Source organism: Epibacterium sp. MM17-32 (assembly GCF_022348205.1).
GTDB lineage: Bacteria > Pseudomonadota > Alphaproteobacteria > Rhodobacterales > Rhodobacteraceae > Epibacterium.
This window is the reverse complement of sequence record NZ_JAKRFC010000007.1, coordinates 166991-182384: the sequence shown is the minus strand read 5'-3', so window position 1 is coordinate 182384 and position 15394 is coordinate 166991. Positions and strand designations below refer to the sequence as shown.

21 protein-coding genes are annotated in these 15394 nt (G+C 61.9%); 15 read left to right on the top strand and 6 right to left on the bottom strand.

What is annotated here, in order from left to right:
- The first annotated feature begins 119 nt into the window (after positions 1-119).
- Complete coding sequence (locus MHM88_RS13365; RefSeq protein ID WP_239365945.1) at positions 120-701, top strand: FMN-dependent NADH-azoreductase; 582 nt, start codon at positions 120-122, stop codon at positions 699-701.
- A 161-nt stretch (positions 702-862) separates the two neighbouring features.
- Here MHM88_RS13365 and MHM88_RS13360 read toward each other — a convergent pair whose 3' ends face one another.
- Both MHM88_RS13360 and MHM88_RS13355 read right to left on the bottom strand, forming a co-directional pair.
- Positions 863-1390 (bottom strand): prolyl-tRNA synthetase associated domain-containing protein, encoded by a 528-nt coding sequence (locus MHM88_RS13360; RefSeq protein ID WP_239365942.1) that lies wholly within the window; start codon positions 1388-1390, stop codon positions 863-865.
- 99 nt (positions 1391-1489) lie between these two features.
- Complete coding sequence (locus tag MHM88_RS13355) at positions 1490-2194, bottom strand: hypothetical protein (protein WP_239365939.1); 705 nt, start codon at positions 2192-2194, stop codon at positions 1490-1492.
- Positions 2195-2653: 459 nt separating this feature from the next.
- Between MHM88_RS13355 and ffh the strand changes: the two genes are divergently transcribed.
- Genes ffh through rimM form a run of 8 tightly spaced genes read left to right on the top strand, consistent with a single transcriptional unit; the run spans position 2654 to position 7393 of the window.
- Positions 2654-4192 carry a signal recognition particle protein gene (gene ffh, locus MHM88_RS13350; protein WP_239365937.1) on the top strand — a complete coding sequence of 513 codons (1539 nt, stop codon included), beginning with the start codon at positions 2654-2656 and terminating at the stop codon, positions 4190-4192.
- A gap of 9 nt (positions 4193-4201) precedes the next feature.
- Complete coding sequence (locus MHM88_RS13345) at positions 4202-4732, top strand: GNAT family N-acetyltransferase (RefSeq protein ID WP_239365934.1); 531 nt, start codon at positions 4202-4204, stop codon at positions 4730-4732.
- Positions 4729-5334: a GNAT family N-acetyltransferase gene (locus MHM88_RS13340; protein ID WP_239322574.1), complete on the top strand. Its 606-nt coding sequence runs from the start codon at positions 4729-4731 to the stop codon at positions 5332-5334. Before MHM88_RS13345 ends, MHM88_RS13340 begins: the two co-directional genes overlap by 4 nt.
- Positions 5327-5635, top strand: a complete 309-nt coding sequence (locus MHM88_RS13335; protein WP_239365931.1) for a chorismate mutase — start codon at positions 5327-5329, stop codon at positions 5633-5635. The genes MHM88_RS13340 and MHM88_RS13335 overlap by 8 nt, the downstream gene beginning before the upstream one ends.
- 58 nt (positions 5636-5693) lie before the next feature.
- Complete coding sequence (gene rpsP / locus MHM88_RS13330) at positions 5694-6062, top strand: 30S ribosomal protein S16 (RefSeq protein ID WP_239322572.1); 369 nt, start codon at positions 5694-5696, stop codon at positions 6060-6062.
- A gap of 4 nt (positions 6063-6066) precedes the next feature.
- Positions 6067-6720 carry a 5,6-dimethylbenzimidazole synthase gene (gene bluB / locus MHM88_RS13325; RefSeq protein WP_239365929.1) on the top strand — a complete coding sequence of 218 codons (654 nt, stop codon included), beginning with the start codon at positions 6067-6069 and terminating at the stop codon, positions 6718-6720.
- Between the two features lie 21 nt (positions 6721-6741).
- A complete protein-coding gene (locus tag MHM88_RS23130; protein WP_255734637.1) occupies positions 6742-6876 on the top strand; it encodes a hypothetical protein in 135 nt (44 codons plus the stop codon).
- 1 nt (position 6877) lies between these two features.
- Positions 6878-7393: a ribosome maturation factor RimM gene (gene rimM, locus MHM88_RS13320; RefSeq protein WP_239365919.1), complete on the top strand. Its 516-nt coding sequence runs from the start codon at positions 6878-6880 to the stop codon at positions 7391-7393.
- Between the two features lie 32 nt (positions 7394-7425).
- Here the strand turns inward: rimM and MHM88_RS13315 are convergent, their stop codons facing one another.
- Positions 7426-8469 carry an aminoglycoside phosphotransferase family protein gene (locus MHM88_RS13315; protein WP_239365909.1) on the bottom strand — a complete coding sequence of 348 codons (1044 nt, stop codon included), beginning with the start codon at positions 8467-8469 and terminating at the stop codon, positions 7426-7428.
- A 54-nt stretch (positions 8470-8523) separates the two neighbouring features.
- Between MHM88_RS13315 and trmD the strand changes: the two genes are divergently transcribed.
- Complete coding sequence (trmD, locus tag MHM88_RS13310; protein ID WP_239365906.1) at positions 8524-9327, top strand: tRNA (guanosine(37)-N1)-methyltransferase TrmD; 804 nt, start codon at positions 8524-8526, stop codon at positions 9325-9327.
- Between the two features lie 79 nt (positions 9328-9406).
- A complete protein-coding gene (locus tag MHM88_RS13305; protein ID WP_239365893.1) occupies positions 9407-9739 on the top strand; it encodes a YegP family protein in 333 nt (110 codons plus the stop codon).
- 37 nt (positions 9740-9776) lie between these two features.
- On the opposite strand, the gene MHM88_RS13300 is transcribed toward MHM88_RS13305, so the two are convergent.
- A complete protein-coding gene (locus tag MHM88_RS13300) occupies positions 9777-10220 on the bottom strand; it encodes a helix-turn-helix domain-containing protein (protein ID WP_239365890.1) in 444 nt (147 codons plus the stop codon).
- A gap of 67 nt (positions 10221-10287) precedes the next feature.
- On the opposite strand from MHM88_RS13300, the gene MHM88_RS13295 reads away from it, so the two are divergent.
- The 4 genes from MHM88_RS13295 (at position 10288) to MHM88_RS13280 (ending at position 13455) form a co-directional block, all read left to right on the top strand.
- Positions 10288-11496 carry an MFS transporter gene (locus MHM88_RS13295; protein ID WP_239365886.1) on the top strand — a complete coding sequence of 403 codons (1209 nt, stop codon included), beginning with the start codon at positions 10288-10290 and terminating at the stop codon, positions 11494-11496.
- Positions 11497-11798: 302 nt separating this feature from the next.
- The gene (rplS, locus tag MHM88_RS13290; protein ID WP_239322563.1) at positions 11799-12170 is read left to right on the top strand and encodes a 50S ribosomal protein L19; all 372 of its coding nucleotides are present in this window, start codon (positions 11799-11801) and stop codon (positions 12168-12170) included.
- 11 nt (positions 12171-12181) lie between these two features.
- Positions 12182-12403, top strand: a complete 222-nt coding sequence (gene rpmE, locus MHM88_RS13285; RefSeq protein ID WP_239322562.1) for a 50S ribosomal protein L31 — start codon at positions 12182-12184, stop codon at positions 12401-12403.
- Positions 12404-12645: 242 nt separating this feature from the next.
- Positions 12646-13455: a division plane positioning ATPase MipZ gene (locus tag MHM88_RS13280; RefSeq protein ID WP_239322561.1), complete on the top strand. Its 810-nt coding sequence runs from the start codon at positions 12646-12648 to the stop codon at positions 13453-13455.
- A 201-nt stretch (positions 13456-13656) separates the two neighbouring features.
- Here MHM88_RS13280 and MHM88_RS13275 read toward each other — a convergent pair whose 3' ends face one another.
- Positions 13657-14904, bottom strand: coding sequence for an adenylate/guanylate cyclase domain-containing protein (locus MHM88_RS13275; RefSeq protein WP_239365883.1), 1248 nt, complete (start codon positions 14902-14904; stop codon positions 13657-13659).
- Positions 14901-15359 (bottom strand): MarR family winged helix-turn-helix transcriptional regulator, encoded by a 459-nt coding sequence (locus MHM88_RS13270; RefSeq protein ID WP_009178138.1) that lies wholly within the window; start codon positions 15357-15359, stop codon positions 14901-14903. The genes MHM88_RS13275 and MHM88_RS13270 overlap by 4 nt, the downstream gene beginning before the upstream one ends.
- Between the last annotated feature and the right edge of the window lie 35 nt (positions 15360-15394).

The following is a 15394-nucleotide window of genomic DNA, read 5'->3' as shown; positions in this document are numbered from 1 at the left end:
ATCTGCAAGTATTTGCGCGGATGCGCACAGACTTTGTTCAATATCACAAATTGTGTTCGGATGTGCAAATCCCCATTCTGAGCCTCAGACGAATTTTCCTCCTCACAAGGACCAAGACGATGGCTCACACCGTACTCCATATCGACAGCTCCGCCCGCCAATCCGGCTCCACTTCCCGCGTGTTGACCGCGCAGGTGGTGGAACGGCTGAATGCCGAAACCGTTATTCGACGCGATCTGTCGACGCCGCTGCCGCTGCTGGATGAGGCATGGATTGGCGCAAACTTCACCCCTGCCGATCAACGCAGCGATGAACAAAAAGCGACGCTGGCCTTGTCGGACAGCTTGATTGATGAGCTCAAAGAGGCGGACACCGTGGTGATCGGTGTCCCGATCTACAATTTCACCATCCCCACGACCCTCAAGGCCTGGATCGATCTGGTCGCCCGCGTTGGTGTGACCTTTCAATACACCGAGACCGGGCCCGAAGGTCTGCTGAAGGGCAAACGTGCCATTCTGGCGGTTGCATCGGGCGGCACCGAAGCCGGATCAGACATCGACTACGCCAGCCGCTACCTGCGGCACATGCTGGGTTTCATCGGAATTACCGACATTGAAATCGTCGCGGCGGATCAGCAAGCCATTGACGCCGAAGGGTCCGTACAAAAGGCCAAGGACGCCATCGCAGAACTGGCCGCATAAGTGACAATAACGTGGAGGAGGGGCGCTCCCGCCCGTCCACCGATCAGCCACAGGCTGCTCGCGTCCCGTTGGGCCCGGCAGGCCGCGCCGCAGGCGCGGCCTGCCCCCCCGGCGATCCGCAACGCGGAGCGCAACACCTCAATCCTCAGGTTTGAAACAGATCAGATCCACTCGGGCGTGGTGCCGATTTTTTCACAAAACGCCATGAAATCCGCGCGCGGCATTGCAACGGTGCGATCATTCACCAGAGGATGCATATATATACGATCCGCCGTCTGAGCCTCAGCGTCCATAAAGAACCTGACGCCCTTTGGCGCGCCATTGATCATCGCCAGCGGGGTGACCGCACCGGGACGAATGCCGAGATGCTCCATCAAGCGCTCTTCGGTCCCAAATGACAGCCCTCCCACCCCCAATTGCGCGCCAAGCGCCTTCAGGTCGATCTCACGATCCTGCTGCAGAGAGACGAGGTAATTGCGCTTCTTGCGATCCCGCAGATAGAGGTTCTTGAGGCGGAGCGCCGTTTCACCGGGCACCAGCAAATCGCCCTCCACCGCTTTGGACTCTTCGACCGTGCGCAATGGCACGTGCTGGTGCAGCGTATAAGACAGCCCCCAGGCGTCAAGCTGGGCCAGCAAAGCATCAGAAGACAGAGGCATAGAATCCGGTGCGGCGGTCGGCGCGTCCATAATCGCTCCTTCAGGTCAGGGAATTCGGGCCGTAACAGGCATACACCCGCCCTTTTGGCAGATTGCCCGGTATCTGTGCAACGCGGTTGCGACCGAACCTCAGGCGACTGCGGCAACCCGTGGGGCAAAACATCTGATCCAAGCAGCATCGATGTCGGTCATATCAGGGGCCGGCACAGCCGTGCCGACAGCCGCGGGCGCGTCCCAACGCCGCTCGCGTTGCCGCGCCGGTTCTGCATCCCGCGGAGACACAGATGCGGGGCGCAGGCGATCCAATCCCTCAAGCGTCACACGCTGATAGGGAAGCGCACTGCGATACGGGCTGAGATTGCCGATGCCGCATCCTGCCTGAGCCGCAAAATACTCCAACCGACGCGCCTTGGCGGTGAGGTTCTCGCCGCCCCGCTGCGCAGGGCGCATCTCACCCGGCCCGTCTTGGCCCTCATAAAGCCGCCCGCCGCCAAGCTCGACCATATCACACGCGAAGTAGTAGATCCGGGACGGGGCCAGGGACGCAAGGACCCAGTATCCCGCCACGAACGCCATGCCACCGCCCGTGAAAGGCGCGCCGCCGTAAAGGGTCTGAACCGGTGAAAACTCTGCCTCGGTGATAACCTTCTGGTCGCCTTCCAACAGCACCGGCCTCCTGTCCACGGAAAAGTCCCTTCTGTGGATCATATGCGTCCAGTCCTCACGGATGCTCCAGGCATCATGGATTGCAACCACATGATCAAACAGTCCGACCGGCCAGCCTGCGGCCTCGATCGCATAGGGCGCACAGCCAAGAATGAGGACCTTTGTCATAATTTCTTTACAACTCCTTGCCGAGCCCGGCTTTGAGCAAATGCGGCGGGGCAAGGTCAACGGCACGATCTGAAAATCTGCATGCCCGATGCACCTTTGGGTAACGATCCGCCAGAAATGGCGGGCACCGGTGAAAAACTGCCGACGCCCCACACCCCCCCGCGCATTTGCACTTGCGCCCTTCTTCTTGACTCTCAGGTGCCCCCAGAGTAGGGCAGAGCCAATTCCGGGAGTCGTCGTGTCTTCCGGTCCTCGGCATGGGTCGGGGATCGCCCTCCACCAGCGCGTTGCGCCCGTGGGGGCAAACCTTGTTGGTTTGCACCCACATTTCTAGCACGGCGGGGGCAAACCTTATTGGTTTGTGCCTGTGGTTGCGATCTGGTGGCAGGTGATTGAGGTTCGTTCCACCGCTCCTTACATCAGGAGCACATATCGTAACCGGCAATGGAGGCCGAAGGCATGTTTGAAAATCTATCCGAACGCCTGTCTGGTGTCTTTGACCGGCTGACGAAACAGGGCGCCCTCTCTGAGGATGACGTAAAAACCGCCCTGCGCGAAGTACGCGTGGCCCTGCTCGAAGCCGACGTTTCGCTGCCCGTCGCCCGCGACTTTGTCAAGAAGGTGCAGGAACAGGCCACGGGTCAAGCCGTCACCAAATCGGTGACACCGGGCCAGCAGGTCGTGAAGATCGTGCATGACGCGCTTGTCGATACGCTGCGCGGCGAGGACGACCCCGGCGCGCTGAAGATCGACAGCCCACCCGCACCGATCCTGATGGTTGGTCTGCAAGGCTCCGGTAAGACCACCACCACCGGTAAACTCGCCAAGCGGCTCAAGGAAAAAGAGGGCAAGAAAGTCCTCCTTGCCTCGCTCGACGTCTATCGCCCGGCGGCGATGGATCAGTTGGCGGTGCTCGGCACCCAGATCGGCGTCGACACCCTGCCGATCGTCAAAGGTCAGACGCCTGTAGATATCGCCAAACGCGCCAAACAGCAGGCGGCGCTGGGGGGCTATGACGTCTATATGCTCGACACCGCCGGTCGTCTGCAGATCGACGAAGTCCTGATGAAAGAGGTCGAGGACGTCCGCGACGTGGTCTCCCCGCGCGAGACCCTGCTGGTCGTCGACGGTCTGACCGGTCAGGTCGCCGTCGAGGTGGCCGAGGAGTTCGACAACAAGATCGGCATCTCCGGCGTCGTCCTCACCCGGATGGATGGTGACGGTCGCGGCGGCGCGGCGCTCTCGATGCGCGCGGTGACCGGCAAGCCGATCCGCTTTGTCGGCCTTGGCGAAAAGATGGACGCCATCGAGACCTTCGAGCCGGACCGGATCGCAGGCCGCATCCTTGGCATGGGCGATATCGTCGCCCTTGTTGAGAAGGCACAGGACACCATCGAGGCCGAACAGGCCGAGCGCATGATGAAGCGCATGATGAAGGGTCAGTTCAACATGAACGACCTGCGCATGCAGCTGGAACAGATGCAGCAGATGGGCGGCATGCAGGGCATGATGCAGATGATGCCGGGCATGAACAAAATGGCCAAACAGGTCGAGGATTCGGGCTTTGACGACAAGATGGTCAAACGCCAGATCGCCATGATCCAATCCATGACCAAGAAGGAACGCGCCAACCCCGCGCTATTGCAGGCCAGCCGCAAGAAACGCATTGCGGCCGGTTCCGGCATGGAAGTCGCTGACCTCAACAAGCTTCTGAAGATGCACCGTCAGATGGCGGACATGATGAAGAAAATGGGCAAGATGGGCAAAGGCAAGATGCTGAAACAGGCCATGAAAGGCATGTTCGGCAAAGGCGGCGGCATGCCCGACATGCCGGGTGGCATGCCCGGCGGCATGGATCCGTCGCAGATGGACCCCAAGGCCCTGGAAGCCGCGGCCAAGGCGATGGGCGGCAAGGGCGGACTGCCCGGTGGTCTCGGAGGCTTGGGCGGCGGCATGGGCCTGCCCGGCGGTCTCTCCGGTTTTGGCAAGAAGAAGTAACCGCAGCAGATGACCTCCGCGCCCACCATAGAAACCGACCGCCTGGTCCTGCGCCCGCATGAGGCCGCAGACTTGGATGCCTTCTGGGCATTCTATCAGAGCGACCGGTCGAAATACATGGACGCGCCCGGCAGCCCCTCGCAGCTTTGGACGGGGCTTCTGGCCGAAGTGGGGTCGTGGGAGTTCTTCGGCTGGGGTGGCCTCGCGATCGAAACCAAGGACGGCCAGCTGGCCGGCCAGGTCTGCATCAGCCAACCACCGCATTTTCCGGAACTGGAACTGGGCTGGATCGTGTTTTCCGGTTTCGAGGGGGCAAGCTACGCCTTCGAGGCGGCCTCGGCGATGCGCGATTATGCCTTTGAGATCCTCGAGGTCTCGACCCTGGTCAGCTACATCGACCGCAAGAACCTGCGCTCGATCGCCCTGGCCGAACGCATGGGCGCCGTGCACGACCCGGATGCGCGCACCTATGATCCGATGGACCTGGTCTATCGCCACGCACCGGACAGTTCCGGCCCCGGACTGGAGGCCTATGCATGAGCACCTCCTCCATTCCGGTGATCGAAACCAGACGTCTGATCCTGCGCGGCCCCGAGGCCTCGGATTATCCGAATTTCAAGGCCACGTTTACCTCCTACCGCGCGCGGTTCATGGGCGGGCCACTGAACACCTACGAGGCGTGGATGCTCTATGCCGCCGAGATCGGCCATTGGCAGGTGCGCGGCTTTGGCATGTGGATGATCCACGACAAGGTGACGGATGAGACCTATGGCATGGCCGGCGGCTGGCAGCCCGCAGGTTGGCCCGAGCGCGAGATCGCCTGGATCATCTGGCCGGAAAAATCCGGCAAGGGCTATGCCCTTGAAGCGACCCATGCGGCGCGGGATTACTTTTACACCCAAGCCGGATGGGACGGCGCGGTCAGCTATATTGACCCCAAGAACCTCGACTCGATCCGCCTGGCGGAACGTCTGGGTGCCAAAAAGGACCACGCCGCGCAGACCATCGACGGCAACGACGCGGTCTATCGCCACCCAGGCCCCGCGCAACTGCGCGACAGCCAGCTGGCACATGGCATCGAGATGGAGATCGGCCACTACGCCGACCCGCTGTTCAAACCGAAAGGATGGGCCATTGACTGAAACAACGACCGATCCTGTCGCCCGCGCCGCGGAGATCCTGAAAGGGCATCGCGAGAGCATTGATCGTCTTGATGCGATCCTTGTCTATACCCTGGGAGAACGCTTCAAGCACACCCAGGCGGTGGGCCAGCTCAAGGCGACACACGACCTTCCCCCGTCCGATCCCTCGCGTGAGGCAACGCAGATCGCGCGGCTCGAAGACTTGGCGAAGGAGGCCGATCTGGACCCCGCATTCGCCAAGGCGTTCTTGAACTTCATCATCGATGAAGTCATCCGCCACCACAAGAAACACCAGGAATAAGCGGGGGCGACCTGAACACAGGACACCCCGTTCAACGCCATCAAAGGAGAATGAAACCATGGCAATGAAAATTCGTCTCGCCCGCGGCGGCTCCAAGAAGCGCCCCTTCTACCGTATCGTTGCAGCGGATTCCCGCATGCCGCGCGACGGCCGCTTCATCGAGAAGCTGGGCACCTACAACCCGCTCCTGCCGAAAGACAGCGAAGAGCGCGTGAAAATGGACATCGAGAAGGTCCAGGCCTGGCTCGACAAAGGCGCACAGCCGACCGACCGTGTTGCACGTATGCTCGAAGCAGCAGGCGTTCGCGAGAAAGCCACCCGCAACAACCCCAACAAAGGCACCCCGGGCAAGAAAGCCCAGGAGCGCGCTGAAGAAAAAGCCGCCAAGGCAGCTGAAGCAGCCGAAGCCGCAGCAGACGCGGAATAATCACATGACGGGCCCGGTGCAGGATGCAAAGGGATGTTTCCCGCAGGCGTTCCGCGCCGAGCTCGATCTGTTGATGAAGTTGCGCCGGGACGTCCGGCGCTTCCGCACCGATCCGGTAGACGAGGCAGTGCTGACGCGCTGCCTCTCTGCTGTTTCGCTGGCCCCCTCCGTGGGCCTCAGCGAACCCTGGCGCATCATCCGCGTCGAAAGTGAGGCCGCACGTGCGGCAGCGCTGAAGAATTTCGAAGCCGCCAATGCCGAGGCGCTGGCGGATTACAGCGAGGACCGCGCCGCCACCTATGCGCGCCTCAAACTCTCCGGCATGCGCGAAGCCCCGGTTCAGATCGCGTTTTTCTGCGATGACGAGACCGAAAAAGGCCACGGCCTCGGCGCGCGCACCATGCCGGAAATGCGCCGCTATTCGGTGGTTACGGCCATCACCCTGTTCTGGCTGTCCTTGCGGGCAGAAGGGCTTGGCCTCGGCTGGGTCTCGGTCCTTGACCCCGACCAGATGGCGCGCGATCTGAATGTCCCTGCGGGCTGGAGTCTCATCGGATATTTCTGCATTGGCCATCCTGAACGCCTGTCCGACACGCCGGAACTGGAGCAGGAAGGCTGGGAAGACCGCTTCAACCTCCTGCCGGTCGAGACGCGATAACGGACCATGGGACTGATCCGGATGCTGATCTTTACCCTTGTCGCCTTTGGCGCCGGGGTCCTTTATGAACGCAGCGGCGCCCGCGAGCGCTGTGCCGCCGAAGGCGGTGACTGGGCAAGAACTGAAACGGGGACCGGCATGATTTGCCGGATGTGACATGAGCGACGACAGCAACGATCTGATCTGCGTAGGCGCGCTGGCTGGCTCTTTCGGCGTGCGCGGCGAAGTGCGGCTGAAGAGCTTTTGCGCCGATCCGCAAGAAATCGAGGACTACTCCCCCCTGCTGGGCGAGGACGGCCAGACCAGCTACAGCCTGGCCATCACCCGCGCCGTAAAGAACGGATTTGCCGCCCGCATTGTGGGGGTGGACACCAAAGAGGAGGCGGATGCGCTCAAGGGGGTGCAGCTGTTCGCGCCCCGGACGCGGCTGCCCTCCCTGCCCGATGATGAATTCTACCACGCCGACCTGATCGGCCTCGAAGTTGTTGATACCGGGGGCGCTTCGCTGGGGCGCGTGAAGGCAGTGCAGAACTACGGTGCCGATGACCTCCTGGAGATCCACAGCCCGGGGCTCTCGGCAACGGTGCTCTTGCCCTTTACCAAGGCGGCGGTGCCCACGGTTGACCTGACACAGGGCCGCATCATCGCAGACCCGCCGGAAGGCGTGTTTTAAAGGGCAGCTGGGTCGGTATGGCAGTCAGGCGCTCAGCCCGGGTGATGCGCCTGAAACCATGAGAACACACGCTGAGTACCCACAAAGGCCTCCTGCTCCCACTGCGCCATCTCACCCCCCGGCGGGGGCAGTTTTCTCCACACCTTGTAGAGCCGATAAAGATAGATGAACTGAAAGACGGGATCCTCGGTCAGAGCCTGGCCATACCCGCTTTCGAAGGCCTGCCAGTCCGCAGCCGCGACGCAGCCGAAATCCCGCTGCTGACCATGCTCCGTCAGGTTCTCCGGCAACTTGGCCTGCCAGAGATTGACGAGATCGATGTGATTGCAGCCGGCTCCCGCGGCGGAGAAATCGATAAAAGACACCAGATCCTGCGTCATCAGAATATTCCTGAAGTGAAGATCCCCGTGCAGCGCAACGGCGCGATAGGCCTCTCCGCGCGCGCGATTGGCGAACCGGTGCAGCATCGCGCAAAGCCCCAGAAACCGCTTGGGTTTGCGCAGTGCGATGTCCCCCGCCCGCACGCGGGTTGCACAAGCCGCGACCTCCCGCAGATATTCCCTCGGCCAGAAGCGCCGGTCCTGCGGGGTGCCGGTGTCATGCAGCGCAGCCACCGCACCACCAATCCGGCGCAGCAAGGATGCGCGGTCGGCAATGCCATAGCTCGCAAAGGTCAGCTCTCGATGGGCGGTCTCGCCGGGTGCGACCTCAAACAGCGCATAGGGGCGCGTCTCATCCTGCCACAACAGCGCCGGTACGTTCACCCCCGGGACATCGCGCAGCGCCTGTGCCGCCATCCGGTGCCGTTCAAGGTGCTTCATATGCGCGGAGACGTTGTCCGTCGCAAACTCCGCCCGCAGAACAAATCGCTGCCCGGTTGTGGTTCTCACCCCCAAAACCGCACGTTGATCCCGGCCTGAGGAGTTCACCAGCATCATGCTGAAGGCGGTATCTTCGGCCGGCAAGCCCATTTCTTCGGCGATGCGCGGCCACAGGGCGACCGCACGGCGCTCCGCCTCCGCCACAGCGGCATCCCGATGGTAGAGCGGCAACCGGTTCGGGATTTCATTCGTCATCGGACATCGCAGCTTTCGGTTGCGGTTCGGGTTGTTTCAACTAAACAGCTTCTCATGAGCAAGCCAATCAAATCCCACGGGCGCCTTTCGATCGGCGCCAGTCTGAAACCGCGCGAGTTGATGAGCGACACGCCGGATCTCGCTGGTGTGTGGAAAGCCAAAATCCTGACGCTCTTTCCCGGCGCATTTCCCGGTGTCCTCGGTGAAAGCCTGACCGGCAAGGCGCTCCAGCAGGGATTGTGGCAACTGGAGACCATCGACCTGCGTCCGTTCGGGATCGGCAAGCACAAGAATGTCGACGACACGCCTGCAGGCGGCGGTGCGGGCATGGTGCTGCGCGCCGATGTGCTGGGCGCCGCGATCGATCACGCAATGCAGGGCACCCGGGGCAACTGGCCCCTGATCTACCTGTCGCCACGCGGTCGCCGGATGGACCAGCAGATGATGCAGAACCTCGCCCGTTGCGATGGTATGACGCTGCTCTGTGGCCGATTTGAAGGCGTCGACGAACGTGTTCTGGAACACTATGGCATCATGGAGGTTTCGCTGGGGGATTTTGTGATGACGGGCGGGGAGTTGGCCGCTCAGGCGCTGATCGATGCCACCGTCCGACTGATCCCCGGCGTCCTGGGCAACCAGGCCTCCACCGAGGAAGAGAGCTTTTCCTCCGGTCTCCTCGAACACCCGCAGTACACCCGCCCCGCGGAATGGAACGGACGCGCCATTCCCGATGTTCTGATGTCCGGTCATCACGGCAAAATCGCGCAATGGCGGCGGGAGATGAGCGAACAAATCACCCGCGAACGCCGCCCGGATCTGTGGGACGCCTATACCCGCAAGGCCGACCCGAAGGACTGAACCGCCGCCTGCAACGTTGCCGAACACCAAAAGCCGTGCTTTAGTCCCTTCTATTCACTCAGGAATAGGAGACCACAGGGTGGCTGGGAAATTTGAACTCTATACCGACAACGCCGGCGAATACCGCTTTCGCCTGAAGGCCGGCAATGGCGAGAACATTCTGGCAAGCGAAGGCTACAAGCAAAAGGCCAGCGCCGAGAACGGCATCGCATCCGTCAAGAGCAACGCCGGTGACGATGGCCGCTACGAGCGCAAGGAAACCGCTGCCGGCAAGCATATGTTCAACCTGAAGGCCAGCAACGGCCAGGTGATCGGCACCTCGCAAAGCTATGCCAGCGCCTCGGGTCGCGACAATGGCATCGAGTCGGTGAAGAACAATGCGCCCGAAGCCCGGATCGAAGATCTGACCTGATCCCCTTATCCTTGGCGGGCCGCAGCCGGACTGCGGCTCAGCTGTCCTGCCGCATGCGCGCAGACCGCGACGCCCGGGCCTCGCGCTGTTGGGCGCGGATGGCCACCCGCAGCATCTGCTGGAACCGGGCACATTCCAGGTGGTTGGGCTCCGGGCATTCCGCGACATGGCGCATCATCTGCGCCAGCGCCTCCATCTGTTTTGCCTGTCGCAGCATATCATCGGCGCGGCTGTGCAGTTCATCCCGTGGCAGCTCCGGCTGGCCCTTTGCTCCGAACATCGCCGCAATCTCGTCGAGCGCAAACCCGCCCTGTTTCCCAAGCGCGATCAGCGCCAGCTGTTGCAGGACCTCTGGCCCATATTGGCGCCGCAACCCGTTGCGGGACAGGGACTGGATCAGGCCCTTTTCCTCATAATACCGCAGCGCCGAGGGCTTTACACCGCTGCGATCGGCAACCTCGCCAATATCGAGCAATTTCATCCTTGACCTCAAGTTGACTTGAATTCGTAGCCTGCATTCAATCCCGAACTTTGGCAAGGAGATCCTCGTGTCCCAATCTCTCTCTCCGCTCCCGTCCCTTGATCGCCGCGCCGTGGCGCTTTTGCTTGCGGCGACCCTTACCACCATGGCCAACGCCGCCATCAGCCCTGCCCTGCCGGGGCTGGAGGCCCGGTTCGCAGACCATCCGCAGGCCGCACTTCTGACCCGGTTTCTGGTGCCCGCGCCGTCGGTTGCCGTGGTGCTGATTGCTGGCTGGACCGGCGTCCTTGCCGACCGGATTGGCAAACGGATCCTCCTGCTGGGCGGTGTATTTCTGTTCGCACTGGCCGGATGTCTGGGCATGTTCCTGAACAGCCTCGAAGCGATCCTTGCCAGCCGCCTGGCACTTGGCGTCGCGGTTGCCCTGATCATGACCGCTCAAACAGCGCTCATCGCGGATTATTTCGATGGCGCGGCCCGGAGCCGTTTGCTTGGCCTTCAGATCTCGGCGCGCAACATCGGTGGTCTGGTTTCGATCACCCTCGCTGGCGTTCTGGCGCTGATGTCGCCCATGCATGCCTTCGCCATTCACGGCATCGCGCTGCTGATCCTGCCGGTGCTGTGGGTCGCCATCACCGAACCAAAGCGCCCGACGTCCTCCCCCGCCGAAACACTCGCGAGTGGGTCGGCCAGTGGCGCGCCAGGGCTCGGCGCCGGGCTGTGGTCGATGGCCGCGCTGCAACTGCTGACGACCTTGTGCTTTTTCACCATGCCGACCCAGGTCCCGTTCTTCGTCGCCAGCCACGGCATCGACAACACCGCGGTGATGGGAGCCGTGATGGGGGCGCTGACGCTGGCCGGCGCATTCGCCGCGACGCGCTATTCTGTCCTCAAGCCCCGGCTTGGTCATGCGCGGCTGTTCATGCTCGGCTACGGCCTGATGGGCAGCGGCATGGCGACGCTGGCGCTGGCGGGCGGGCTGCCCCTGATCTTTGTCGGCGCGACGCTTGTAGGCCTTGGTTTTGCAACCGTCTCCCCAAACTTCAACGAGATTGCACTGAAGTCCGCACCAGCCAGCCGCCGGGGGCGCGCTGCCGGTGTCATGACCACCTCGGTCTTTCTCGGCCAGATCATTTCGCCGTTCCTGACCCTGCCGCTGGTCCGTGCCAGCGGCTACCCCGGCACCTTCGCGGCCCTTGCCGTTGTGCTCCTGCTGGGCGCAGTCGGGGCGCTGGTTATCCACAGCCAGCAAAAACCGCTGACCAAACAGGTCTGATGCCTGCACCGCAGGGGGACACCCCTCGGCGGACGGCGCCGTATCGGGCTTGCAAACAGGCCCGAACTGGCCTATCAACCGCGCGTCCGGGGCTCGTCATGAGTCGTCCGGACCTGTTCCGTTTTGCCTGTGCCACCCTTCTTCGGCGGCGATACAGCACGCGGATCGAGACGAAAAGCAACGAGACCGTATCTCTGGCGGGCGCAGCAGGTGAGAGCCGTTTGCGGACCCGGTGAAGACCAGGAGCTCTGGGGATCACAAGACCTTCGTGGATATAACCACGAGCAGCATAGGAGACGATCATGGATCTGATCGCACAACTCGAAGCGGAGCAGATTGCTGCGCTGGGGAAAACCATCCCCGACTTCAAGGCCGGTGACACCATCCGCGTCGGCTACAAGGTGACCGAAGGCACCCGCACCCGTGTGCAGGCCTACGAGGGCGTCTGCATCAGCCGCAAGAACGGCTCCGGTATCGCCGGCTCCTTCACGGTTCGCAAGATTTCCTTTGGCGAAGGTGTGGAACGTGTGTTCCCGCTGTTCTCCACCAATATCGAGTACATCGAGGTCGTGCGCCGCGGTCGCGTGCGTCGCGCCAAGCTGTACTACCTGCGCTCGCGTCGCGGCAAATCCGCCCGTATCGCAGAAGACGCAAACTACAAAGCCAAAGCGTAAGGAGTGGTCTCATGAAAAAAGACACCCATCCCGACTACCACTTCATCGACGTCAAGCTGACCGACGGCACCATCATCAAGATGCGTTCCACCTGGGGCAGCGAAGGCGATCAGCTGGCACTGGACATCGACCCCTCCGCGCACCCCGCGTGGACCGGCGGCTCCTCCCGCCTCATGGACACCGGCGGCCGCGTGTCCAAGTTCAAGAAGAAATACGAAGGTCTGGGCTTCTGAGCCAACCCTTCCACCGGTTTATCCACAAGGATACACCTGTCAAACGCCGTCCCTCCGGGGGCGGCGTTTTGTGTTTGGGCCGTCGGGGTGCCAGCTGCTGTCGCTGTGGGCGTTACTTCAGGACAATAGGCTCTAACTTGGGTGTTTTGGCCGCTTTCCATTGATTCGCTTGGGTCTTATAGTCCCGGAAAAAGCAAAGGGCGCCGCCACGCAAGCGGCGCAGATTTGAAGGGATCCGTGAGATGGCGCATATCATTGTCGTCGGCAACGAAAAGGGCGGCGCAGGGAAATCCACTGTCTCCATGCATGTGGCCACCACACTGGCGCGCATGGGGTACAAGGTCGCGGGACTGGACCTCGACCTCAGGCAGCGTTCGCTCGGACGGTATCTGGAAAACCGTCTCGCCTTCATCGCCGCGTCCAATATGGATCTGCCGATGGTGGCCCTGCACGAACTGCCAGAGATCGATCCGGACACCTTGCAACCGGGCGAAAACATCTATGACCTGCGCTTGTCGGCAGCGGTTTCGGAGTTGGAGCCGGAGTATGACTTCATTCTCATTGACTGCCCCGGCTCCCACACCCGGCTGAGCCAGGTCGCGCATTCGCTGGCCGACACATTGATCACGCCGCTCAACGACAGTTTTGTGGATTTCGACCTGCTGGCGCATACGGATGAGAAGGGCGAAAAGATCAAAGGCCCCTCGGTTTACTCCGAAATGGTCTGGAACGCACGTCAGTTGCGCGCGCAGGCAGGTTTACCCCCCATCGACTGGATCGTGATCCGCAACCGGGTCGGTACCCAGCGCATGGTCAACAAGGAAAAGATGGAGCGCGCGATCAATATGCTCTCCAAGCGGATCGGCTTTCGCGTCGCACCGGGCTTTTCCGAGCGCGTGATCTTCCGTGAACTCTTCCCGCGCGGCCTGACCTTGCTGGATCTGAAGGATGTGGGCGTCAAACAGCTCAACATCTCGAATATCGCCGCACGTCAGGAGCTGCGCGATATGATGAAGGCGCTGGAGCTGCCCGAAGTCGAGATCGACATCTGACCTAACGGTCTGCGTAAGGTCGCCAAGGGGTTCCGCCCCCTGCCCTGACCCACCTTCGGTGTGCCAGATCGGGATCGGCGAAGGGCGCGCGCCGGGCCTTTGGCCCGGCGCGCGCGGGTCCACCCGGTCACGGGTGGAAACCCCTTCGACCAACAGAGTGATTGGGATCCTGCAACGATGTCCGGGGGCTTGGTTGGCGCCTCACACCTCCGGTTGATACAGCGTAAATAGCTCCACCGGCTCTGCCACCCCACGCAACATGTAGCGTCCGACCGAGATCAGACCCTCTCCGTCACGCCCTGCCGCATTGCGCACGTCTTCCGAGAGGATGATCGAGCGCTCCACCGTGCGATGCATGTCCGCAATCCGCGCCGTCAGGTTCACGGCTGGGCCGATCACGGTGAAATCCAGCCGATTGGGCGCGCCGATATTGCCATAGAGGATCTCACCCGCATGCAGGGCCATAGTATATTCGGCCAGCGGCAGACCTTCCGCGGCGCGGGCGGCATTGACCGCTTTCATCCGTGGCCCCAGTTCCGCGACGGCGCGCAATGCGGCCTGCGCATCCTCCTGAAGCGTGCCAAGGTTGAACATCGCCATGACCGCATCGCCCATGAACTTCAGGATATTGCCGCCATGCGACTGGATCAGCTCCACCACATGGCCAAAATAGTCGTTCAGCAAATCGACCATCGCCTCGCCCGGCAGAGCCTCAGAGAGCGCCGTAAAGCCGCGCAAGTCGAACAGGCAGATCACCGCATCGATATGCTGAGACGACCCGCGCGCGATTTCCCCGGACAGGACGCGCGCGCCAGCATCCCGGCCCAGATAGACCTGCAACAGCGCACGCCCCATTTCGCGGTTCCCCGCGCCTGCGAGTACAAGCGCCAGCGTGTCAAAGACCCCCCGAATGATGTTTAGATAGGGCGCGGCATCCTCGGGCGCGCCGTCAAAACTCCAGGACACCACGAGGCCCTCGGCATCCGGGCGTTCAGGCTCATAGGCGGTCTCGCTTGCAGGCCCCAACGGCTGCCAATGAGCAAAGTAACTCGTTGCGCCCATCGCCTTGAGGCGGGCAAATATCGGAAAACGCGACACATCCTGCGCGCTGAAGACACTGTGCATCTCAGCCTCGCCCGAGGTGAGAAGCGCATGAAACGGGCTTTGTAGCCACTCATGATGCGGTTCTTTGTGATCGACGCGGCCAAAATACTCGGCGTTCATCCCATCCTTGCGGGTCCAGGTAAAACCAATGCCGCCAAACTCAGGGTGCAGCGCGCGCTGTGCCAGCTGCATCCGCAACAGAGGTACCCCGTGGTTGACCAGTCGTTCGCAAAAGGCGCGCAACAGCTCTTCGCGTCCACGGGATTTAAGCCCCTGACGGGTGAGCCAGTTCTTTAGATCTTCGGTGGCGGCGTGAATTGCCCCATCCTCCTCATGGTGGGTCATGTCTCAAGATCGACCGGGCATTCCATGCTGGCCAACTGCCGTAACATACGGCGCAAGAGCGCCACATCGCCAGCCGAAAACCCCTTGGTCAGTTTCTGGTCATACGCCCGCGCCTGCTTACGCAGATCGTCGTAGACGCCACGCCCCGCCGCCGTCAACTCAAGGTGCTCTGCCCGGCGATCTGACTCATCCCGGCTGCGACTGACCCAGCGGCGTTCCGCCAATTTTGCAACGGCGCGGCTGATCTTTGTCTTGTGGATCTTGGCCCTTTGACTGATGTCCCGCGCGGTCATGCGATTGTACATGCCGAGATGGAACAGCACCCGCCATTCGGTGCGCAGCATGCCGTAGCGCCCTTTGTAGAGCTTTTGGAACTCCAGCGAGGAATCCTCCGCCGCCCGATTCAGGAGAAACGGCAGGAAATCCTGCACTATAAAATCATCATTTTTGTCCATACCCGCGCTCCGCATCTCTTGTTAGTTACAAAATC